The sequence below is a fragment of the Nitrospirota bacterium genome (genome assembly GCA_035516965.1).
GTDB lineage: Bacteria > Nitrospirota > UBA9217 > UBA9217 > UBA9217 > MHEA01.
This window is the reverse complement of record DATIZR010000066.1, coordinates 23,381-44,296: the sequence shown is the minus strand read 5'-3', so window position 1 is coordinate 44,296 and position 20,916 is coordinate 23,381. Positions and strand designations below refer to the sequence as shown.

The following is a 20,916-nucleotide window of genomic DNA, read 5'->3' as shown; positions in this document are numbered from 1 at the left end:
TGCCCATCTTGAAGAAAAATAGCCCCCTCACCCGCAATGAACTCAGAATCCTCAGACATCACGCGGCTGCAGGATATGTTTTGCTTTGCCATTACCTGCATGACACGCAGAGCCTTGCCGCCAGGATATCGAGAGATCATCACGAGCGGAGGGACGCTTCGGGATATCCCCGCGGCATTCATCTGAATGACCACATGGTGGAGATCATTGCCACCTGTGACGTGTACGATGCACTTGTTTCACCGAGGCCCTATAGACTCCGTTCGTACGATAACAGGACCGCCTTGGAGGAAATTACCAGGATGGCGGAAAGAAACCAGATAGGTTGGAGTGTTGTTAAGGCTCTGGTAGCTCATTATCGCAAGGCGAAGATTCACTTTGGCGAGACCAGAATCTCAAAGGAAAAAAGGGGCATCCCTCCTCCCGGCAATTTGCACGGTATCATAGCAGATGAAGGGGGACGGTCAAAAGATGTTTGACAGTGCACCATTCTCAGTGCTTTTCCTCTTTCCCACCCCAATCCACTCTACAATTGCGGCTATACTATATGAGTGGCTATCATTTTTATCGATTATATGCAGCTCTACTATCAAGAGGTCGCAAGGACCGCTGTCCCGGCGGTGACCGGCGGGAAGTTCGTCCAGATCAGGAATGGAGCGTCGCTCTATCTTGTTTTTTCACCCACGGAGTTTACGAAATACCACGCGAACATCGTTGAGCGGTTCTGCATGGACAAGGGGATAGATGGACGCTACGATGCGGAACGGAAGCGGTTCGATATTTATGATACGGCCTGGACCATTGTGGGCGGCGGGAAATTCGAAATCGACAGGGCACGGAAAACAATCAGGCTCCACGACGACTCTCTGGCCTATGGGAAATTCGACAAAGCGGGTCTCGCGGATGCGATGCTGTCCTTCAGTGAGTTTTCCGGGTTCACGATCCAGATTGAGTAGCTCATCCTGGTCCTGCTTCGCCTGAGGAGCTCCTTATTCCTGCTTCTGCTTTTTCGTGGATTTCATGTTGTGGTTCAGCTTCGCCTGTCTCTTGTTCGTGCGGTACCTGCCCACGGCCTTTTCATGGGTCCCGTAATCATTGGAGAAATAGTGACTGCCGTCCCCCTGGGCGACGAAGAAGAGATAGTCCACGGGCTCGGGATAGAGCGCTGCGAGGATCGCTCCCTCGCCGGGGTTAGCGATCGGTCCCGGAGGGAGCCCCTTGTGGAGGTAGGTGTTGTAGGGTGAGTTACGCTTCAGGTCCTGCCTGGTCACCTTGGTGATCCAGGCTTTTGTGCCATAGACCGCGGTAGGGTCCGCCTGGAGCTTCATCCCTTTCTTCAACCGGTTGTGGTATACGGCCGAGATGAGCTTACGCTCCGACGAGACCTTTGCCTCCTTTTCGATGATCGATGCGAGGGTGAGCACCTGCTGCTCGGTCATCCCGAGTTCTTCCGCGCGGGACCGGTAGCTGCCGACGAAGACCGCCTGGTACCGCTGGACCATCTTCTTCGGGATGTCTTCGAGTTTGATGCCCTTGGGGAAATAATAGGTGTCCGGGAAGAGATGACCTTCCAGCGTGTCCGCTTCGACCCCGAGTGATCGCACGAACTCACGGTTCTTCGCCAGCTTTATGAACTGCTGGGGATCGGAGAGCAAGGGAGTGTTCGAGAGCGTCCACCCGATCTGGTAGAGATTATAGCCCTCGGGGATGACCACCTCATACTCGATGATCCTTCCCTTTCTCAGCGCCTCCAGCACGTCCCACAGACGCATATTCGTGTGCAGGCCGTAATACCCCACGCGCACCTTCCGGCTGATGCCCTGCAGCCTGCCGATGATCTCGAAATAGCCGCGGTACCGGATGACGCCTTCCTTCTGAAGAGATGCCGCGATCGCCTTGAAGCTCATGCCCTCCGTAACCTGCACTTCCTTCCAGACCTTTTCCTTGGTCGGCGGCACGAAAAGCGCGATGTAGAAATGAATCGCTATGATCAGCGTGAACGTGGCGAACAGGAAGGACGGCCAGGGATGTTTCCGGGCCCCCCTCGCACCTGACGCCAGAGCCTCTCGAACAAGGTCGACAATCTTCATACTTTATTATTATAACGCAGGAGCCATCATTTTGAAATGGTTTTTTTAGGCAGAAGAGCGATTCACAGCTGGCCCGACCGCAGGATGCCGATCAGGAGCCAGAACCCGAGGATTGCCGCGATGCTGTATCCGATCACGCCGAAGATGGGAAAGCCGAATATCCTGTGACCGAGGCCGGAATGGATCACGATGGAAGAGGCGATGATGATGGCCGCCGTCAGGATGCTGAAAGAAAGGCGGTTGCTCGATTTATCCACGTCCCGTATGAACCGGTCGAGTTCCTCGTGCCTCACGTTGATATGCAGATCATCCCGCACCAGTTTCCGGATCAGCGTCTGCGACTGATGTGAGACGGACGTGAACATGTTCTGGAACTCCTTGACGCTGTTCCAGGCCGCCTTTGCCGCACGGCGCGGATCCTTCTGTTTCCTGATGAGCCGTGCGACATAGGGTTCGGCCATCTCGACGAGGTTGAAATCAGGCTCGAGCTGCCGGAGAATGCCGTCGATCGTCAGCAGGGTCTTGTTCACCAGATACAGGTTCTGGGGCATGCGCAGCTTGAAGCGGATGGAAATCTGCGTCAGACGGTCCAGGTAAGCGCCCAGATCCACCTGCTTCACCGACATCCCGTAATAAGGCTCCAAAAATTCTTCCAGGTCCTCTTTCAACTCACGGCGCAGCGTGTCCCGGTCCATCCGCTCGTCGGAGAGGAACCCAATGTTCACGTACTGGTCGATGAGCTTGTCAAAATCGCGCTCCGCGATGGCAATGAGGATATCGCTGTAGTAGCTCATGTTCTCTTCGGTGACCCTGCCCACGATGCCGAAATCCACGGGCGCTAGCCTGCCGTCGGGCAGGATAAAGAGGTTGCCCGGGTGAGGGTCGCCGTGGAAGAAGCCGTCCTGGAAGACCATCTTGAAAAAGGCATCCGCCCCCGCCTTGGCGATGCTATGACGGTCGAAGCCCTGCCGGTCGATCGCGTCGAGATCATCGATCCGGATGCCTTCGATCCGCTCGAGCACGAGGACATGCCGGGTCGTCAAGGGAGAATAGACCCGGGGAACGTACATCACGTTGCTCCCTTCGAAATTGCGCCGGAGCCGCGTGGCATTGGACGCCTCTATGAAGAAATCGAGCTCCCGGTGGATCGTGCGGGCGAACTCGATGACGATTCCCTTCGGATTATGAACGGCGATCTCGGGTACGTAGGCGTCCATCAGTTCTGCGATCCCCTGGAGGATGCTGATGTCGCGGTCGATGATCCGGTCGATATGGGGGCGCTGGACCTTGACCATGACCTCGCTGCCGTCGAGCAGGACGGCCCGGTGCACTTGCGCGATCGAAGCGGCCGCGACCGGCACAGGGTCGAACTCGAGGAACAGGGCTTCCAGCGGAGCCCCGAGGTCCTGTTCAATGATCTCTTTTGCCTGTTCGAAGGGAAAGGGTGAAACGGAGTCGGTGAGCCTGCAGAGTTCGCGTGCGTACTCGACGGGAAGAAGATCAGGCCTGCAGGAAAGAACCTGCCCGAACTTGATGAAGGATGGTCCGAGCTCCTCGAACATGATGCGCAACCGCTCAGGCGTGGTCCGCCGCTCGTCAGCAGAGGGGGGCCCTTTTCTGAATGCCAGGACCCTTCTCCCGAACGATACGAACCGCTGCAGTCCGAGCTGCTCGACCAGCTGACCGAACCCGTGTCGGGTCGCCACCAGGATGATCTGCCTGACGCGGGGAATGTCCCGGTAGTGTCTTCTCCAGAAACCCAGCAGCGACATGGGCGTTTTGGGCGACGGGTTAAGCCGCGCCCTTCTCTTCCGTGTTCTCGAGCTTCGCCAGCCGTGCGGAAATATTCTGGAGTTTCTTTTCCATCTTTTCGATGTCATCCCGCGACGGGATGTTCAGTTTCTCGAATGTCGCTGAGACGGCGTCCTTGATCTTATGGTCGAATTCCTTGCGGCCGTCCTCCGCCTTGGAGACCCACTCCTTGACCAGAGACGAGGCGTCACTCTTCGAGAGCTCGCCGGCCTTGACCAGTTCGTCAACGAATTCCTTTGCCTTTTCCTGTGCACCCAAACCTGCCAGCATCGCCTTTTTGATGATCTCCGCAACCGTCATGGTACCCTCCTTGGCTGTGATTTCCGTTAAAGTATCCGCCGAAAGACCTATCCCTTTTTTATTATACCATAGAGCGCGTCCAGGGCCGCGTCCAGTTTGGCCGGATCCTTGCCCCCCGCCTGGGCCAGGTCCGGCTTCCCGCCACCGGTCCCGCCGAGGATGGAAGCCAGTTCCTTGATGATAGTTCCGGCGTTGAAGCGGCCAGTCAGGTCCTTCGAGACCATAACGATCAGGCTCACCTTGTCGTCCTTGGCCGACCCCAGCGCCAGGATGCCGCTCCTGATGTTGTCGCGCAGTTTGTCGCCGAAGTCCCTGAGGTCCTTCGGGTCCATGTTCTCCACGCGCCTCGCCAGCACTCTGACACCGCTGATCACTTTGGCATCTTCGATGATGGCCCCCGCCTGGGAAGCCTGCATCTTGTGCCTGAACCGGTCGAGTTCCTTCTCCGTCTCCTTCAACTGGCTCACGAGCCTCTCCACGCGACCGGCCACGTCCGGGTCCGAGGCCTTCAGCATCTGACCGATCTCTCGCAGGCTCTGCTCCTCTTTCCGGACCGCCTGGTACGCGCGCCTGCCCGCGAGGATCTCGAGCCGCCTCACTCCGGCCGCAATGCCCGACTCCGAAACGATCTTGAACAGCCCGAGGTCGCCGCTGGCACCTGCGTGGGTGCCGCCGCAGAGCTCCTTGCTCACGTCCTTCACGGTCACGACGCGCACCTTGTCTCCGTATTTTTCATCAAAAAGAGCCATGGCGCCCGTGGAGATCGCCTGGTCGATGTCCATTTCCACGACCTCGACGGGGTGGTTCTCGATGATCCGCTCGTTCACCAGCTCCTCGATCCGTTCCTTCTCGCGCTCCGTGAGCGCCGTGTAGTGCGTGAAGTCGAACCGGCAGCGGTCCGGGGCCACGAGCGACCCCGCCTGCTTCACGTGCTCGCCCAGCACCGACCGGAGCGTGGCATGCAGGATGTGGGTCGCCGTATGGTGGCGCACCGTGTCCATCCGGTCTCCGGCGTCCACCTTCGCGAGCACCGCATCGCCGACCTTGAAGCCGCCCTTCTTCACTTTGCCCCGATGGATGAACAGCCCTTCGACCGGCTTCACCGTGTCGGAGACCTCGAACTTGGCAGCCTCCCCAAGCAGTTCACCCTTGTCTCCGACCTGCCCCCCGGACTCCGCATAGAAGACCGTCTGGTCCAGGATGATCTCTGCCTCGTCACCCTCGCGCGCTTCCTTCACCTGGCGATCGCCCTGAATGATCGCGAGAACCTCTCCGGTTCCCTCGAGCAGCCCGTAGCCGTTGAACACGGTTTTCCTGACTCCGGAGGCGACCTCCCTGTAGACCGGCTTGATCTTTTCCTCGCCCGATCCCGCCCAGGCAGCCCGCGCCTTGTCGCGCTGCTCCTGCATGGCCCGGTGATAGCCTTCCTCGTCGATCTCCAGGTGCATGTCCCGCGCCATGTCGGCAACGAGGTCCAGCGGGAACCCGAAGGTATCGTAGAGTTTGAACAGCACGTCGCCGGGGATCCTGTTCTTCTTGCCGGCTTTGAGCCTCATGACCGCCTCATTCAGGAGCGCCATGCCGGAATCGAGTGTCTGTCCGAACCGCTCCTCCTCCAGCAGCACGACCTTGGCCACGTGCTCGCGCGAGTCCACGAGCTCCGGGTACGCCGCGCGCATGGCGTCAACCACCGCGCCCGTGAGCCGGTACAGGAACGGCTTCTGGATGCCGATCAGCCTCCCGTAGCGGCTCGCCCTCCGGATGATCCGGCGCAGCACGTATCCCCTGCCCTCGTTCGACGGCAGCACGCCGTCGGAGATCAGGAACGTCATCGAGCGCAGATGATCGGCGCATACCTGGTAGGAGATGTCGGTCTGCTCGTCCTTGTGGTACGGGACGCCCGCCATGGCTGCGATCTCCCTGATGATCGGCTGGAACAGGTCGGTTTCGAAATTGGACCGCACGTTCTGGCACACGGCGGAGAGACGCTCCAGCCCCATGCCCGTGTCGATGGAAGGCTTGGGCAGCGGCGTGAGCTTGCCCGTCGCGTCGCGGTTGTACTGCATGAACACCAGGTTCCAGATCTCGAGAAACCGGTCGCAGTCGCAGCCCACGGCGCAGGTGGACTTTCCGCAGGACATCTCCGGCCCCTGGTCGATGATGATCTCGGAGCAGGGCCCGCACGGACCCGTGTCGCCCATTGCCCAGAAATTGTCCTTCTCGCCCAGCCGCACGATTCGGTCGGGCTTGACGCCGGCGACCCGCTGCCAGAGCTGGAAGGCCTCATCGTCGTCTTTGTAGATCGTGACCCAGAGCTTGTCCTTCGGGAGCTTCACCTTGTCGGTCAGGAACTCCCAGGCGAACCCGATGGCTTCCTTCTTGAAATAGTCGCCGAAGGAGAAGTTCCCGAGCATCTCAAAAAACGTATGGTGCCGGGCCGTGTGGCCGACGTTCTCGAGGTCATTGTGCTTCCCGCCGGCGCGCACGCACTTCTGCGAGGTCACTGCCCGCTTGTAGTCGCGCACGTCCTCGCCGAGGAACACCCCCTTGAACTGGACCATGCCCGCGTTCGTGAACAGAAGCGACGGGTCGTTCTTCGGAACGAGGGAAGAGCTGGGGACGATCTTATGCCCCCGCTCGGCAAAATATTCGAGGAACAGCTTGCGCAGGTCGCTGGCTTTCACAACACACCTCGTTGAAATGGAAGTAGATTGCCCCGGGCGCTTGATTCCGGGCGCAGCGAAGGATCTCCCGGAAGAGGACCTCTCGCTTCGCTCAGGGTGACGGCAGGAACAGAGAGGAAAATAGCAGAAAAGGGGGAATAATTCAACAGATTATTGAGGTGCTTCTTCAACCAGGCCTGAACAGGGAGGGATCACGAGCTGTCTTTCAACCGGCAACAGAGCGCTTGCGTCACGACGAGGACCCCGGCCTACGCTGTCTCCTGCCGGGGAACCATGCGGAGCATTTCCCGGACGACTTCGCCTGAAAACCCCTTCCGTCCCAGAAATCCCGCAAGCCGCCGTTTCCGCACATCCGGTGTGAAGCGGGCGAGGGTCCTTAGCTTCTTCTCCGCTTCACGGCGGGCGATCTCGGATTCCGATGAATCATCGAATGCTTCGGCAAGCGCTTCATGGGCGGTGTCGCGGCCGATGCCCTTCTGTCGGAGTTCCAGCTCTATCCTCCGCCTGCCGAACCCGCGGGTCCGCACCCTCGCCGCGGCCCACTGACGGGCAAACTTCGGGTCATCGAGATAGCCGAACCGGAGGAGCTGTTCGACAACGGCGCTGACCGTATTGGCAGGGAACTCCCGCTCGCGGAGCTTCTTCTCGACTTCGGCCCTGCTTCGCGGGCGGATGGCGAGAAAGCGGTAGGCCGTGTTCCTGGCTTGCTTCAGTTCCTTTTCATCCCGTCCCTCGTTCGGCATCCCGCGCTCCCTGTCGGGCTACTTGTCGCCGAACCGGTCGATCTTGAAGTCCGAGTCCGTAGACCCTCCGGTGTACTCGCGTGCCTCTCCGGATTTCTGACTGTCCGCCGGCGGCGTATTCCCGTAGCGGGACGGAACCCCGAGGGGCTTTCCGGTCGTCGAGCCGGGAGCGGCCCCGCCGACCTTGCCGGGAATGCCTCCTGCGGGCTTTGCGCCGCGCTTCCGCGCCTCGTCCTCGTCGGCCGCGATATCGCTCGTCGACTGGATTCCCTTCACCTTCAGCGCAAAGTCGTCCGGGTTGCTTGCCGTCGTGATCGCCTCTTCGTAGGTGATCATCCCCTTCCTGTACAGTCCGAGGAGCGACTGGTCGAAGGTCTGCATGCCGTAATGCATCTGGCCCGCGGCGATGATGCTCGGGACCTGGCGCGTCTTGTTGTCGTCGATGATGGCCTCCCGGACCGACAGGGTCCCCAGCATGATCTCGACGGCGGCGACGCGGCCGTTCCCGTCCGCCTTCGGGACGAGGCGCTGCGATACGATGCCCTTGATCACCGAGGCGAGCTGCATCCTGACCTGCTTCTGCTGGTAGGGCGGGAAGACCGTGATGATACGGTTGATCGTTTCCGCCGCGTCCAGGGTGTGCAGCGTGGAGAGGACGAGGTGGCCGGTCTCTGCCGCGGTCAACGCCGTGGAGACCGTCTCGAAGTCGCGCATCTCGCCGACCAGGATAACATCCGGGTCCTGGCGGAGCGCGCTCCGGAGCGCGTCGCCGAAGGAGAACGTGTCGGCGCCGATCTCGCGCTGGTTCACGATGCTCTTCTTGTCGCGGTGCAGGAACTCGATGGGGTCCTCGATGGTGACGATGTTGGCCGTGCGGCTGGTGTTGATGAAGTCGATCATGGCAGCGAGCGTCGTGGATTTGCCGCTGCCCGTCGTACCGGTCACGAGAATGAGGCCCCGCTGTTCGGCGGCAATCTTTGAGAGGACGACGGGGAGATTGAGCTCCTCGAAGTTCAGGATCTTGGCCGGTACGAGACGGAAGACCATGCCCACGCTGCCACGCTGCTTGAAAACGTTCACACGGAAGCGGCCGAGGCCCGGCACGGCATAGGCCATATCGAGCTCGTTCTTTTCGGTAAATTTTGCCTTCTGGACGGGGTTCATGATGCCCTGAGCCGTGGCGAGCACGTCCTCCTGGGTCAGCCGCTTTTCGGTCTCGAGCGGCGTCAGCTTCCCGTCGATCCTGAGGATCGGCGGAACGCCGACCTTGACGTGCAGGTCCGAAGCCCGCTTTTCAAAGGTCACTTTGAGCAGTTCGTTCAGGTTCATTTATGCCTCCGCATGCTTCTCTGATTTCTGGCCTTTCGCGGCCTTTATTACCCTCTCGGGAGCCGGCGCGGCTTCCTTGTCTTTCGCCGGCGCGCCGCTCTCCGCGGCCGGTGCGTCTGCACCGCTGACCGGGAGGCCCGCTGCCTGCCGCACCTTGAGCTCGATCTCGGCCATCATGTCCCGGTGCTCGTTCAGGAACTGCTTCACATTCTCCCGTCCCTGGCCGATGCGCGTCCCGCTGTAGGAGAACCAGGCGCCGCTCTTTTCGATGATGTTCTTCTCGACGCCCATGTCGATGATCTCGCCGGTCTTCGAGATTCCTTCGTTGAACATTATATCAAATTCAGCGGCCCGGAAGGGAGGGGCTATCTTGTTTTTCACCACTTTCACCTTCACCCTTCCGCCGGTCACTTCCTCGCCTTCCTTGACGGCCGACACCTTGCGGATATCGAGCCGGACCGAGGCGTAGAACTTGAGCGCGTTGCCGCCCGTGGTCGTTTCGGGATTGCCGAACATCACGCCGATCTTCATGCGGATCTGGTTGATGAAGAGGAGCGTGGTGTTGGACTTGCTGATGGCGCCCGTCAGCTTGCGGAGCGCCTGGCTCATGAGGCGCGCCTGGAGCCCCATGTGCGCGTCGCCCATCTCTCCTTCGATCTCGGCACGCGGCGTGAGCGCCGCCACGGAATCCACGACGATGACGTCGATGGCGCCGCTCCGGACCAGCGTCTCGGTGATCTCGAGCGCCTGCTCGCCCGTATCCGGCTGTGATATCAGAAGGTCGTCGGTGCGCACCCCAAGCTTGCGCGCGTAGATGACATCCAGCGCATGCTCGGCGTCGATGAAGGCGGCCTGGCCGCCTGCCTTCTGCGCCTCGGCGATGATATGGAGCGCCAGCGTGGTCTTGCCCGACGACTCGGGCCCGTAGACCTCGACGATCCTTCCCCTCGGCACGCCGCCCACGCCGAGCGCGATGTCAAGCCCCAGGGAGCCCGTGGAAATGGCGGGAATGTTGGCCGGCACTTCCTCCCTGCCCAGCCGCATGATCGAGCCCTTGCCGAACTGCTTCTCGATCTGTCCCACCGCCAGTTCCAACGCTTTCAACCGTTCCTTGTCCGCCATGGTGTATCTCCTTTCGCCGCAGCGCGGCTGATCGAATTGATTTGTTTCAGCGACTGTCCCTTTATCGCAGTCCCACTTTTGCAATCTCCGTGTACACGGCGCCGCTCCGGTTGAGCTCGCTCTTCATCAGGCTGACGCCGGTCACCTCGAACTCCGGCAGTTTGATGTCCCTGATCTCGTCGAGCGCCTTGCGCCACTGGTCGCGGGACCGGATGTACTTGACCCTCGCGAGCGTGAGATGCGGTTTGAACGCCCTGTTCTCGCGATCCATGCCAAGCCGGGCCATTGCGTCCTCGACCGCTTCCTGCAGCCGCGTGAGCTGATCGAGGTCCCCCGAAAGGCCTATCCATGCCACGCGCGTGTTGTTCGCATTCGGGAACGCGCCCACCCCTCCGACGGCAAGCCGGAACCTTCCCCTGCCCGAGACCGCTCCCGAGAGCGCCTGCTCGATGTCCGGGACCAGCGCTGCCGGTATCTCTCCGAGAAACTTGAGCGTCAGATGGATGCCCTCGGGCCTGGTCCAGCTCGCCTCCACGCCCGAACCCTTGAGCCGGTCTTGCGCCTCGGCCATCTGTTTCTTGATGGCCTCGGGTATCTCTATGGCGATGAAGGAACGCATATCTATCAGGGTACAGATGACCACCGTTCAGAATACAAATTGACGTTCGATTCTCCCGTCCTTGTCTCTCGTCCCCCGTCTCTGCCTCTCGTCTGCCCTCTGTCTTCGGTCCTCTCACCCGATCAGGTATCTCCTCACCATATCCAGCGCCATCTGCGCGGACCTCAGCCGGATCTGCTCACGGTCGCCGAGGAACCGGTGCTCGACCGCCTGCACTCCCCGGTCTGTCGCGACCGCCGTGTAGACCAGGCCCACGGGCTTCTGCTCGCTCCCGCCGCCCGGGCCGGCGATGCCGGTGACGGAAAGGCCGATGTCCACGTTCGCCGATTCCCTGACGGCCTTCGCCATGGCCTTTGCGACCTCGCTGCTGACCGCGCCGTGGCGGTCGATCAGGCCCGCCGGCACTCCCAGCAGCTCCGTCTTGGCGGTGTTGCTGTAGGTCACCACACCGCGGTCGAAATACCCGGAGCTTCCGGCGATGTTCGTGATCTGGGCGCCGATCAGGCCGCCGGTACATGACTCCGCCACGGCGAGCGTGAGCCTCCGCTGTTTGAGGAGAGCGCCGACCACCTCTTCCATGGTCTGGCCGTCCGCGGCGTAGACCGCGTCGCCGAGCCTTTCTCTGATCACGGCTTCGGTCCGGTCCGCGTGAGACTGGGCCTGGTCGGCGCTGGTGCCGGGAGCAATGATCCGGATATCCACCCCGGTTTCCTTCGCGGTCAGGCCCACCTTCGGCTCGGCCCTGCGCATGATGTCCTGGATGGCCTTGTTGACTGCCGACTCGGAAATGCCGCAGGTGTGCAGCACTTTCCGCCTGAGGAACAGCCTTCCCGAGGCCCGCTCCGCGAGCGCCGGTTTCAGCTCTTCCCGGAACATGGCGTACAGTTCCCGCGGAACGCCGGGCAGCACCGCGATAAAGGAGTCCTTTTCGAAGAGAAAGAAACCCGGCGCGATGCCCACGGGATTGCGCAGAAGCCGGGCGCCGACCGGGATCAGGGCCTGCCGGTCGTTCGCGACCAGGACGTCCTTTCCCCTGCCCGCAAGCCGTTCATGGATCGCCTTGTGCGCGTCCTCATTCAGCACGAGCCGCTTCTTGACGATCTTGGCGACCACCTTGCGCGTGATGTCGTCCTCGGTCGGGCCTATCCCGCCCGAGATGATCACCACCTCGGCCCGGTCCATGGCCCTGCGGAAGGTGTCTTCCATGTCCTTCTCATCGTCCCCCACGACGGTCTTGAAGGCCGTTTCGATCCCCAGGGACAGGAGTTCCTCGGACAGGAACAGGGAATTCGTCTCGGGAACGCCGGAGAGCAGTTCGCTGCCGGTCGCTATGATCTCAGCACGCATGAGCACCCTCTAGGCAACCATGGATAAACACGGATAGAAAAAATTCCTGCTTCACATCCCGCAATCCGCACACATACCGGTATTCAAACACCCGTCCGGTACGGATCCTCAATTCGCAAAGTACCAGATTACTCGAAGCACGATATTCGTATACACCCCCGCCGCGATGTCGTCCAGCACGATGCCCGGGCCGCCGTGCAGGTCCTGCAGCCGTCTTGCCGGAAATGGCTTGATGATATCGAACACCCGGAACAGGAAGAACCCCGCGGCGATGAACAGCCACCCGGCGGGCACCAGGGCCATCGAAACGAGATACCCGGCGATCTCGTCGATCACGATCGACCCGTCGTCCTTCCTGCCCAGCATCCGTTCCGCCTCATCGGCAATCCAGATCGCGATCCCGGTCACCGCGGCGCACGCGGCGAGATACCAGGCAGCGGGCAGACCGGCAAGGAGCAGGTACAGGAGAACGGCAACCATTGTCCCCGCGGTGCCCGGCGCGAAGGGAGACCTCCCCGACCAGGCGCCCTGCGCCAGGAAAAGGATCAGTCCCCTTCTCAATCCTCCCTTTTCCGTCTGTTCAGCGGCGTTCATTCTATCATTGCCTTTCGCAGCCGGTCAATGGAAAAGGCCGGCCGGTGTCTCACAGTGTCTCGTACACCCATATCTTTCCGTCCGTCCGGACCTCTTCGACCCGTCTCACCAGCCGCTTCTTGTGCAGGTTCAAGAGCCTGGTGCCGCTCGTGTTTGCTTCGAGTTTCCGCGCATCGGCCAGGTCCTTGGACGTCACTTTTTTCTTTTTTGCGATCACGTCGAAAGTGTCTTTCAGATAATTGTTCAGGTTCCCCAGCACGGTCCTGGCCCCGTCGCGGGTCTCGGCAAGCACGGCAAGGTCCTTGCGTTCCAGCGCCACCTCGATGTTTTCCAGCTGGTTCTCGTTCAGGCCCGTTAAAAGCAGGTACCGGTCGCCGTACTCGTTGGAGAGCAGCCGCGACACGATCTTGGCGATCACTTCGTCGGCGCAGGAGTAGTCGATCACACCGATCTTCGAGAAATCGAGGGCGATCACCGATCCTTCCGGCTCCTTCTCGATGTCGCGCTCGATCCGCTCCCGGATCGCCTGCCCCGACGGCCGGGTCACGAGGTCCTTCGAGCCGTTGCCGAGTTCCTCCTTGAGAAGTTTTAAAAGGTCATACTTTGCCATAAAGACCCACCATGCTTCAATTGAATCAATTGAACCATATATGCAGACTTTTGTCAAGGGGAAATTTTATGTACCTGAGGCCTGGGATTGCCGCCTTCGCGGGAATGACGGTTATTGCGAATGGATTTCGGGCAGGAGAATATTGATCTGCGCTCCCGGAAAAAGGGTAAGGCCGTGCTCCTGCTCCCTGCCCCGGGCCCATTTCGGAACGATGGAAAGCCTGGCGGTGCCGGAGCGGATCGAAAGCTTCCCGTTCCACTGCGTGATAAAACGACGCACCGCGGCAAGACCGTGCCCCCTGCCCTCGTCTTCGTAGCGCGACGCGCCGTGGAGCAGCCCCTTTTCGATGGCCTCGAGATCGCCCCTGAGCTTGAACCTGCCGGAAAGCGATCTTCGGAACCCGATGCCGATGTCCATGACCGCTATCTTGACGACGTTCTTGTCCAGCTTCGGGAATCGGTACTTCTGGATGCCGACAAAGCCCTTGTTCTCGCTGTGCTCGATGATGTTCTGGCAGACCTCGGACAGGGCGACGATGAACCCGCTGATGGCCCTCTCATCATAGTGCAGGTGGGCCGCGAGGATGGCCTGGGCGCGGTCCCTCACCTTCCCGACGATGAAATGGATGTCGTTCGATTTCTCGATCGGAGTTATCTCGAGCAGCACGTCCGAATCAATGCTTTTTTGAGGCTTCCCGGCAGCCCGGCCGGATGATTCTTCCAGGGAGAAGGTTCGCCGGGCATGAGTGAAAAAGTCCATCCGGTCGAGGTAGGAAAGAACATCAGCGGACCGGGGAAGGATGATCGTCTTCCTGACGTCCTCGAGCTGGCAGAGCTCGCCTATCTCGAGGAGCGCCAGCATGCCGTAGGGGTCGATGAAGGAGACCCTGCTCAAGTCGATCGTTTCCGAGCGGATGAAGGATTTGAGTATCTGTTCGAAGGTTTCTTCGGTGATCTGGGTCATGGAGATGGAAAATGTCAGGGGCCGCAGATGAACCAGGAATGACGCGGCAGGCTAGAAAGACCGGACGATAATAAAGTAAGCGCGGTATCACACAGTGGCCAACAAGAGGGCCACCCGAGACACGAAGGGCACAAAAAGAATATTCATTTATGTGCCCTTCTTCGACGTGCCCCGGCGCTGCCAGCGAGACATCAGCACTTGTCCTTCCCCGGCTCCGGCCCGATCCGGACCCCGCCGTCTGCGCCGCGCGGCACGCTGCACCGGATCGCATCAAAGGCCAGGAGGATGCGCTTCTCCCTTTCGATGCGCACCGGCGAAAGCGTTACTGGCCGCCTCTCCGACAGGAGGCCCGCGATCTGGTCCCGCGTGGGGATCGCTCCGAACCCCTCGCCGATGACCTCGCCCGTGCCGGCATCGAGCACCTCCGCCGTCTCCGGGTCGGCGACGACCGCGATCGGGACCGGCGGATCGCCGATCAGCCGTGCAGCCGCCAGGGCCTGGCGCTCACGGGAAGCGAGAGATCCCGCGGCGCACTTGATGATCATCGCCTTTTTCCCCTCCACGGTCACCAGGAAATCCACGGATGAAGTGAGCCGCTCCTTGTCGAGGACCACATCGAATACCACGTTCTTCCGGACCTCTTCCCGCGCATAGCCCTTCTTTTCCAGCAGAAGATACTCCACCATGCGGCGCGCTTCCGCCGCGAGATCGGCCCCGTCCTCGATCTCCTCGTTCAGTATCGCAATGATCTTCTTTTCACGTGCCACGCTTTCGTCTTCCATGGTTCACCAATACTTCCCGGCGTCTTATTTCTTCTTTCCCGCCTTCTTGCTCCCGGCCTTCCCTTTTCTGGACGGCGCGGCCTTGGCAGCGCTCTTCCTGACAACGGCCTTCTTCGCTGTTTTCTTTGCTTTCTTGCCTCCCGACTTCTTTGCGCTCTTTTTTGCGGCGGGCTTCGGCGCCTTCTTTTTTGGCTTTTCCTTGACCTTCGTGGCTAATAGGTCCTGCGCCCTCTTCGTCGGCACCGGCGGGACCGGCCGGGCGACGATCGCCGTCGGCTTTCCCGAAGCAGTGACCGCCGGTATCTCGAGCGGCCTCTCGAGCAGGCCAAGGATATCCCGCTCCCGCACGAGCACCCGCTCTTCTTTCCCCAGCGTATGGGTCCTGCCCGCCCAGCGCTCGTAGAGAACGCGGTCGCCGGGTTTCACGGTCGTCGGGATGAATTTCCGCTCCTCCCGTGCAACCTTTTTCCTGCCTGTTTTCTCTTCCTCCAGGGCGCCGGGACCGATCGCCTCGACCACGCCCTCCTCGGGCTTCTCTTTCGCCGAGTCGGGGATATACAGTCCGCCGGCAGTCATGGCAGCCGCCTGCGCCGGCACTATTACAGCCCAATCATGCAGCGGGATCAACTTCATACGGACCTCCTTAGGTGAGCGCGAAACGGGATTACTCCATTACTTCCTGTGTGCTTATTATACTGAAAAGAATACGTCGAGTCAAAATATCTAAGCCGATAGGCCGCCAAAAACCTAACAACTATTTCTTGACAAAAGAAGAAACGAGCGCTATCTTCTGACAGGTTACGTTCACCATTCCTGGGGTGAACCTGGTTGGTGACGTCCGAAAGGATCTTGCGCAGGTCATTGTGGCTTCAGAAGCTTTTTTTCAAGGCACGCAGAGAAAAAATGGAACTGTGCTCACCAAAACAGGGTGTTGACACTGAAAGGAGAATGATCAATGAAAAGAACGATCACCGCAGTACTTACTCTTGCCCTCGTGTTGACGGTCACGACCGTGATTCCCACGACCGCGGCAGCGGCAGGCTCCAAACCGGGCCCCTATGAAATAGACGGCTCGATCGGGTTCGGAAGCGGGTCGGGAGACTTCGATGCCGGCTTCGGCGCCAATTTCGGCGCCGGGTATATGCTGGACTCGATCGATAAGAATCTCCAGGCTCGGATCGACCTTGGCTACTACAATTTCAGCCGGGATTTCTTCGGAATAGGACTGGACTTTACGCGCATGCCGATCACAATCGGCGCACGCTACTATTTCCCGGTGGCCGACCAGTTGAAACTCTTCGCCCAAGCCGGTGTTGAAACAAGCGTCGATAAAAAAGACACCTTCGATTTGTTCATGGGGAAGCATTCGAAGAGCGAAGTGAATCTGGGTATCACGCCGGGTGCCGGGGTCGACTTCTCCATCAGTCCCGAGGTCAGTGCCTTCGCCGTTGCAAGCATCCACCTGATCTCGGACGATTACTTCAGCATGCAATTCGGTGCCGCTTACCATTTTTAGGTTTTCCTCGCAGTCTTCCCCAAAAGCCGCGGTCGTCCACCGCGGCTTTTTTTGCGAACTCGGAGGCGCAACAACCGCCCCTCCCCCTGTTCAACGCGGGAGATGGTCCCGATTCGACTCGATGCATTGCAAAGACGGCCAGGACGACGTATAGTAATAAAATAAAGGACCACCTCCTCCCATGAGTGTCGAGAACACAAAAAAGAGCCGGACTGCCCGGAGGATCGCCGCAACTGCGCTGTCCATCCCCCTTCTTCTGATCATCCTGGTGCTGACAACAACGTGGCTTATTAACCGGGCGCCGGTCCAGAACAGGGTTCGCCAGGGCGTTGAGCAAAGAACCGGTAATATGGTAACTTTCCGGAGCCTGCGTCTTTCGCTGCTTCCCCGGCCGCGGCTGGCGCTGTACCAGGTCCGCGTGAACGTTGCCGGGAGCATGGACATCACGATCCCTCGTGCCCGCATCTACCCGGAAGTGCTGCCGCTTCTCACGGGGAGGGTCAGGATAGCGAAGGTTAAATTGGACGATCCCGCCTTAAGCATGGACCTCAAGGAGGAACCGGAGGCAGCTCCCGAGGAACCCCGCGCTCTGTTCGAGGAAACGCGGAGCGATATCGAAACCGCTGCCACATCGATAGAATCTGTGGGTCCCGCTTTTGTTGCCGAGGTGAACCGTGGAACGATCGTTCTCCGCAAAGGCGGGAGCGAGATCATCAGGGCGGACGAAATTGCCGGCTCCCTCGCCCTCATTCCCGGGGGGTTCGAGATCGGGGTCACCGCGAAAGGTCTGCACCTGGGCCCGGTATCGCTGAGGGGAGCGATCTTCACGCGGAAAAGCGGCATCGCGGTCAGAGACCTCTACCTGGCGGGAGGCCGGTCCTCCCTGTCGGGCGTGACCGCGTCATTCCACTGGAGAAGGAGCCCCTATCTCAGGATCGAGTCGGGCGGGGCGATCATCTATCTCGAGGACCTTTTCGAACGCAGACAGCGGCTGGGACGCCTGGGAGACAAGCTTCGGGACGTGCAAGGCATGAAGGGAGTTGTGAGGATTGCGGAGATGACCTTCACGGGCCCGCTGCTGCACGAGGAGCGGTGGGAGATGAACGCTGCAGGCAGCCTGGAGGGGATCGAGGTGCAATCCGCCCTCGTCCCCGGCCCCGTACGGATCAGGACCGGCTCCTTCAAAGCAACGACGAAGACCCTGACCCTGCAGAACCTCGACGCGGACTTCCTGGACTCCTCGATCACGACGGGGCTGAAGCTCGCCGGCTCGGTCCACGGGATGAGTTCAATGGACCTGTCCCTGCGGGGGAGGATCGGGCACGACAGCATCGTGTGGGCAGCACACACGCTGCACCCGCCCCCTGATTTGATACCTCGCGCGGCGCTCTCGCTTGAGTCCCTTCGCTTCACCTGGGAAAAGGGGCCGGTGTATACCGTCCAAGGAGCGGCGACGATCCAGAACGGCCCCCGTGTGTCCGTTGACCTGCGCCAAAGCCCTCATGCACTCGACATCAAGCGCCTCGTCGTAGAGGATGGCAAGGACAAAGCATCGCTGGCACTGCGGAAAAGGTCAGAACAGATGGAAATCACCTATCAGGGCAAAGTGAGCGAAGATACGTTCAACAGGATATTCGAACGATCATCCGGTCATCATGGCTGGATCCGGGGAGACCTGCGCGCCAATATCCTTCTGGACAAGCCCGGGGAATCCACGGCGCGGGGTGAACTCGAGGGAGGCGACCTCTCGTATGGGCCCGGCAACGGCGTAGCGGTCACAGCCAGGCAGATCAAACTCGGCGTGGACGAAAAGGTGCTGACCCTGAAGGAGGGGTCCTTTCTCTATGGAGACCACCCCTTCGATCTCACCGGCACGGTCACCGTGTCAGAGGGAGGATTCCGCTTCGATGCGAACCTCGCCGCGGAAAGCCTGTCCCTGGCGATGCTCCAGCAGGCCTTCAGCCGTAACAAGAACGAAAGCCCAAAAGCCGGGGCTGCCCCTGCCGTTCCGGTCCGGGGCATCATCAACCTTGCTGCAAAGGACTTCTCGATCGACAAGTTCCGGTTCAGCCCGGTGAAAGCCAGGATCTCCGTCGACCAGAGGGGCAGCGTCGGCATACAGGTCATCGAGTCGAAGCTTTGCGGCATCTCCGTTCCGGGCCGCATTGAGATCCTGCACAGCGGCGTGCAACTGGACCTGAATCCCGCGGTCATCGACCAGCCGCTCGAACCGGCGCTTGACTGCTTCTCCACCAACAGGCGGGTCACCGGCACGTACAGCTTTCTCGGCGGGCTCCACTCCCGGGGAAATAACGAGGAGCTTCTGCGTTCCCTGGAGGGATGGGCCTCGTTTTCCGCGAAGGACGGAAGATTCTATACCAATCCGTTGCTGTCGCGAATATTTGCTTTCTTGAATTTGACCGAACTGCTCAGGGGAAAGCTCCCGGACATGGGGAGGGACGGGTTTGCCTACAAGTCGGTCAGGATCAAGGGAGACATCAAGAACGGCAGGCTGGCGCTCAAGGAAGCAATTATTGAAGGCGAGACGCTGAACCTCGTGGCTGACGGGGAGATCGATATCGCCGCAGGCAAGCTTGACATGACGGTCCTGGTCGCGCCGTTCAAGACCATCGAAGCTATTCTGGGCAAGATCCCGCTCCTGAAATCGGTCCTTGCAAACAAGCTGATCACCGTGCCCGTCCGCGTGTCGGGCGATCTCAACAACCCCAACATCATCCTCCTCGATCCCAAGGCCGTGGGCGGGCATGTGCTGGACATCATGGAGGGCATCCTGGACCTACCCTTCAAGGTCGTGGATCCGCTCTTCCGAGGCGGGAAAACGGACTGAGAAGGCGCCGGATCCCGGACGACCCTGCAGAGGAGCTGATACGGCCTCTCCGGCAGCGATGGTGATTGTCAGCGGCCCCTGAACACGCGATGGCACTCCACGCACCGGTCCAGCAGTTCCTTCGTCAGCTTCAGCATGGCCTGCTGGTCATCGGCGTGCGCGGCAGAAGCGAGGTCCTCGAGCCTGGCATGGAACTGCCGGTCCCAGGCGACGAATTCCTTCACGCGGTCCGCGTTCTTCCCGAGCTTCACGCTCCCCTCGCGCAGGCCCTCGTGGGTATGCTCCATCGCTCCGTGCATCTGCTCGAGCGCCCCGTGGACGCGCGCGCCGTCACCCAGGGCAACGCCTGACACAACGTCGCGGAACACCCGGTCGAGCGTCTTCATCTCTTCGCGCAGCGGGTCGCCCCTGTGATGGGACGGTTCCGGCCCGGCCCCGGCATGGGAGCCGTGCTCCTGGCCAAAGGCTCCCGGGGGAAGAACGGTCAGACAACATGCAAGAACTGCCAGAGAAATATAATTCATGCCATATCCCTTCATCTCTCTCCTCCTTCCCTGAGCCGGAATCATTCCAGCATCCGCACTTTCATCTCCACGGGCTCCTTCTTCGGACTGCTCCCGGGCCGCGCCGGCCTGCCGACCGGCACCACGGCCATGAACTCGCCCTCCGGCTCTCCGAGGAACCGGAGCACAGGGTCCTTGATGAGGTAGAGGACCCCGAGCCAAACCGCGCCCAGGCCGAGCGACGCGGCCGCAAGCAGGATGTTCTCCACCGCCGCTGCAGAGCTCTGGATCTCCATGGTCCGGAAGAAATCGTGGGCCGTCTCCTTCTCGACCTTGAACAGCTCGGTGCCGTGCCGGATCAGGTCGCCCGTGTTCGACACGGCAATGACCACCGGTGCGGAGGCGACGCTCTTCGCGCCCATCCGGAGAAGCGCGGCTGCCGGCTTCGGAAATCGGGCCGATTCCGCGGTCACGAGCTGGGCCAGCTCCTGCTTCTTGTTCCCGCGCAGAATGGTGAACCGCCACGCCTGCTGGTTGTGCGCCGATGGGGCGGCGTTGGCCGCGTGCAGGAGGGTCTTGATCTCCTCGTCAGCAACCTCGTCCCGCGTGAAGGTCCGGACGCTGCGGCGCGCCTTGATCGTGCAGAGGGTGTCGTTCCTGTTTAAAAGGGATTCGTCGGGGAGCACGGGGAGCACCTCCTGGGCCGAAAGATGTGATGAACATAGCAAAGGAGGCGCGTGAAGTCAAGCGAAGGTGCCGGCCGAATAAAGCCAACGAGAGACAAGTCATCTTCGAGCTGCTCGTTGAAGATACGCCTTGTGAGTATGAAAAGATAAAATGAAAGGAGAATCGCAGAGGTGCTCGGAGAGGATGAAGTTAAACTCAAAAGACCCAACTCTGTTTATCAAGCAGCCTCGGCATCCTCCAGAAACCCTGCTCCTCCCGCGCGCGCCGCCCATCATTAAAAAAGCAGGCCTCTTCAGCCTGCTTACGATTTTCCATTGTGCCTGCACATCAGACTTTGTTACTGGGTCCCTTCTCTTCCAACCCCCAC

20 protein-coding genes are annotated in these 20,916 nt (G+C 60.4%); 4 read left to right on the top strand and 16 right to left on the bottom strand.

The window, feature by feature from the left end:
- Both VL197_11115 and VL197_11110 read left to right on the top strand, forming a co-directional pair.
- A partial coding sequence (locus VL197_11115; GenBank protein HUJ18528.1) for an HD domain-containing phosphohydrolase occupies positions 1–479 on the top strand: 479 nt, incomplete at its 5' end.
- Between the two features lie 72 nt (positions 480–551).
- Positions 552–956 carry a hypothetical protein gene (locus VL197_11110; GenBank protein ID HUJ18527.1) on the top strand — a complete coding sequence of 135 codons (405 nt, stop codon included), beginning with the start codon at positions 552–554 and terminating at the stop codon, positions 954–956.
- A 33-nt stretch (positions 957–989) separates the two neighbouring features.
- On the opposite strand, the gene mltG is transcribed toward VL197_11110, so the two are convergent.
- The 14 genes from mltG to VL197_11040 form a co-directional block, all read right to left on the bottom strand.
- Entirely contained in the window at positions 990–2,090 is a 1,101-nt protein-coding gene (mltG, locus tag VL197_11105; GenBank protein ID HUJ18526.1) for an endolytic transglycosylase MltG, read from the bottom strand.
- A gap of 62 nt (positions 2,091–2,152) precedes the next feature.
- Positions 2,153–3,862, bottom strand: a complete 1,710-nt coding sequence (locus tag VL197_11100) for an AarF/UbiB family protein (protein ID HUJ18525.1) — start codon at positions 3,860–3,862, stop codon at positions 2,153–2,155.
- Positions 3,863–3,881: 19 nt separating this feature from the next.
- Entirely contained in the window at positions 3,882–4,202 is a 321-nt protein-coding gene (locus VL197_11095; protein ID HUJ18524.1) for a phasin family protein, read from the bottom strand.
- Positions 4,203–4,249: 47 nt separating this feature from the next.
- A complete protein-coding gene (gene alaS / locus VL197_11090) occupies positions 4,250–6,886 on the bottom strand; it encodes an alanine--tRNA ligase (GenBank protein ID HUJ18523.1) in 2,637 nt (878 codons plus the stop codon).
- A gap of 248 nt (positions 6,887–7,134) precedes the next feature.
- On the bottom strand, positions 7,135–7,629 hold the full coding sequence (locus tag VL197_11085) for a regulatory protein RecX (protein ID HUJ18522.1): 495 nt from the start codon (positions 7,627–7,629) through the stop codon (positions 7,135–7,137).
- Positions 7,630–7,647: 18 nt separating this feature from the next.
- Positions 7,648–8,958 carry a type IV pilus twitching motility protein PilT gene (locus tag VL197_11080; protein ID HUJ18521.1) on the bottom strand — a complete coding sequence of 437 codons (1,311 nt, stop codon included), beginning with the start codon at positions 8,956–8,958 and terminating at the stop codon, positions 7,648–7,650.
- The gene (gene recA, locus VL197_11075) at positions 8,959–10,080 is read right to left on the bottom strand and encodes a recombinase RecA (protein HUJ18520.1); all 1,122 of its coding nucleotides are present in this window, start codon (positions 10,078–10,080) and stop codon (positions 8,959–8,961) included.
- Positions 10,081–10,141: 61 nt separating this feature from the next.
- Complete coding sequence (gene thpR, locus VL197_11070; GenBank protein HUJ18519.1) at positions 10,142–10,699, bottom strand: RNA 2',3'-cyclic phosphodiesterase; 558 nt, start codon at positions 10,697–10,699, stop codon at positions 10,142–10,144.
- Positions 10,700–10,813: 114 nt separating this feature from the next.
- Complete coding sequence (locus tag VL197_11065; protein HUJ18518.1) at positions 10,814–12,046, bottom strand: competence/damage-inducible protein A; 1,233 nt, start codon at positions 12,044–12,046, stop codon at positions 10,814–10,816.
- Between the two features lie 108 nt (positions 12,047–12,154).
- Positions 12,155–12,640, bottom strand: coding sequence for a phosphatidylglycerophosphatase A (locus VL197_11060; protein ID HUJ18517.1), 486 nt, complete (start codon positions 12,638–12,640; stop codon positions 12,155–12,157).
- 49 nt (positions 12,641–12,689) lie between these two features.
- Positions 12,690–13,250 (bottom strand): hypothetical protein, encoded by a 561-nt coding sequence (locus VL197_11055; protein HUJ18516.1) that lies wholly within the window; start codon positions 13,248–13,250, stop codon positions 12,690–12,692.
- 111 nt (positions 13,251–13,361) lie between these two features.
- Positions 13,362–14,213: an ATP-binding protein gene (locus tag VL197_11050; protein HUJ18515.1), complete on the bottom strand. Its 852-nt coding sequence runs from the start codon at positions 14,211–14,213 to the stop codon at positions 13,362–13,364.
- Positions 14,214–14,404: 191 nt separating this feature from the next.
- Positions 14,405–14,995 carry a type I restriction enzyme HsdR N-terminal domain-containing protein gene (locus VL197_11045; protein ID HUJ18514.1) on the bottom strand — a complete coding sequence of 197 codons (591 nt, stop codon included), beginning with the start codon at positions 14,993–14,995 and terminating at the stop codon, positions 14,405–14,407.
- Between the two features lie 24 nt (positions 14,996–15,019).
- Positions 15,020–15,628, bottom strand: coding sequence for a co-chaperone GroES (locus tag VL197_11040; GenBank protein HUJ18513.1), 609 nt, complete (start codon positions 15,626–15,628; stop codon positions 15,020–15,022).
- Between the two features lie 322 nt (positions 15,629–15,950).
- Between VL197_11040 and VL197_11035 the strand changes: the two genes are divergently transcribed.
- On the top strand, positions 15,951–16,511 hold the full coding sequence (locus VL197_11035) for an outer membrane beta-barrel protein (protein HUJ18512.1): 561 nt from the start codon (positions 15,951–15,953) through the stop codon (positions 16,509–16,511).
- A 181-nt stretch (positions 16,512–16,692) separates the two neighbouring features.
- Positions 16,693–19,359: an AsmA-like C-terminal domain-containing protein gene (locus tag VL197_11030; protein ID HUJ18511.1), complete on the top strand. Its 2,667-nt coding sequence runs from the start codon at positions 16,693–16,695 to the stop codon at positions 19,357–19,359.
- 68 nt (positions 19,360–19,427) lie between these two features.
- Here VL197_11030 and VL197_11025 read toward each other — a convergent pair whose 3' ends face one another.
- Together VL197_11025 and VL197_11020 are read right to left on the bottom strand one after the other, a co-directional pair.
- Positions 19,428–19,883, bottom strand: coding sequence for a hypothetical protein (locus tag VL197_11025; protein ID HUJ18510.1), 456 nt, complete (start codon positions 19,881–19,883; stop codon positions 19,428–19,430).
- A 41-nt stretch (positions 19,884–19,924) separates the two neighbouring features.
- Positions 19,925–20,548 (bottom strand): nitroreductase family protein, encoded by a 624-nt coding sequence (locus tag VL197_11020; GenBank protein HUJ18509.1) that lies wholly within the window; start codon positions 20,546–20,548, stop codon positions 19,925–19,927.
- Positions 20,549–20,916 lie beyond the last annotated feature (368 nt).

Coding starts and splice junctions, on each gene's coding strand:
- VL197_11065 (HUJ18518.1), bottom strand. CDS start 12,046: ATGCGTGCTGAGATCATAGCGACCGGCAGCGAACTGCTCTCCGGCGTT.
- VL197_11030 (HUJ18511.1), top strand. CDS start 16,693: ATGAGTGTCGAGAACACAAAAAAGAGCCGGACTGCCCGGAGGATCGCC.
- VL197_11060 (HUJ18517.1), bottom strand. CDS start 12,640: ATGAACGCCGCTGAACAGACGGAAAAGGGAGGATTGAGAAGGGGACTG.
- VL197_11035 (HUJ18512.1), top strand. CDS start 15,951: ATGAAAAGAACGATCACCGCAGTACTTACTCTTGCCCTCGTGTTGACG.
- VL197_11040 (HUJ18513.1), bottom strand. CDS start 15,628: ATGAAGTTGATCCCGCTGCATGATTGGGCTGTAATAGTGCCGGCGCAG.
- VL197_11050 (HUJ18515.1), bottom strand. CDS start 14,213: ATGACCCAGATCACCGAAGAAACCTTCGAACAGATACTCAAATCCTTC.
- thpR (HUJ18519.1), bottom strand. CDS start 10,699: ATGCGTTCCTTCATCGCCATAGAGATACCCGAGGCCATCAAGAAACAG.
- VL197_11095 (HUJ18524.1), bottom strand. CDS start 4,202: ATGACGGTTGCGGAGATCATCAAAAAGGCGATGCTGGCAGGTTTGGGT.
- recA (HUJ18520.1), bottom strand. CDS start 10,080: ATGGCGGACAAGGAACGGTTGAAAGCGTTGGAACTGGCGGTGGGACAG.
- VL197_11055 (HUJ18516.1), bottom strand. CDS start 13,250: ATGGCAAAGTATGACCTTTTAAAACTTCTCAAGGAGGAACTCGGCAAC.
- VL197_11100 (HUJ18525.1), bottom strand. CDS start 3,862: ATGTCGCTGCTGGGTTTCTGGAGAAGACACTACCGGGACATTCCCCGC.
- VL197_11025 (HUJ18510.1), bottom strand. CDS start 19,883: ATGAATTATATTTCTCTGGCAGTTCTTGCATGTTGTCTGACCGTTCTT.
- VL197_11085 (HUJ18522.1), bottom strand. CDS start 7,629: ATGCCGAACGAGGGACGGGATGAAAAGGAACTGAAGCAAGCCAGGAAC.
- VL197_11045 (HUJ18514.1), bottom strand. CDS start 14,995: ATGGAAGACGAAAGCGTGGCACGTGAAAAGAAGATCATTGCGATACTG.
- mltG (HUJ18526.1), bottom strand. CDS start 2,090: ATGAAGATTGTCGACCTTGTTCGAGAGGCTCTGGCGTCAGGTGCGAGG.
- VL197_11080 (HUJ18521.1), bottom strand. CDS start 8,958: ATGAACCTGAACGAACTGCTCAAAGTGACCTTTGAAAAGCGGGCTTCG.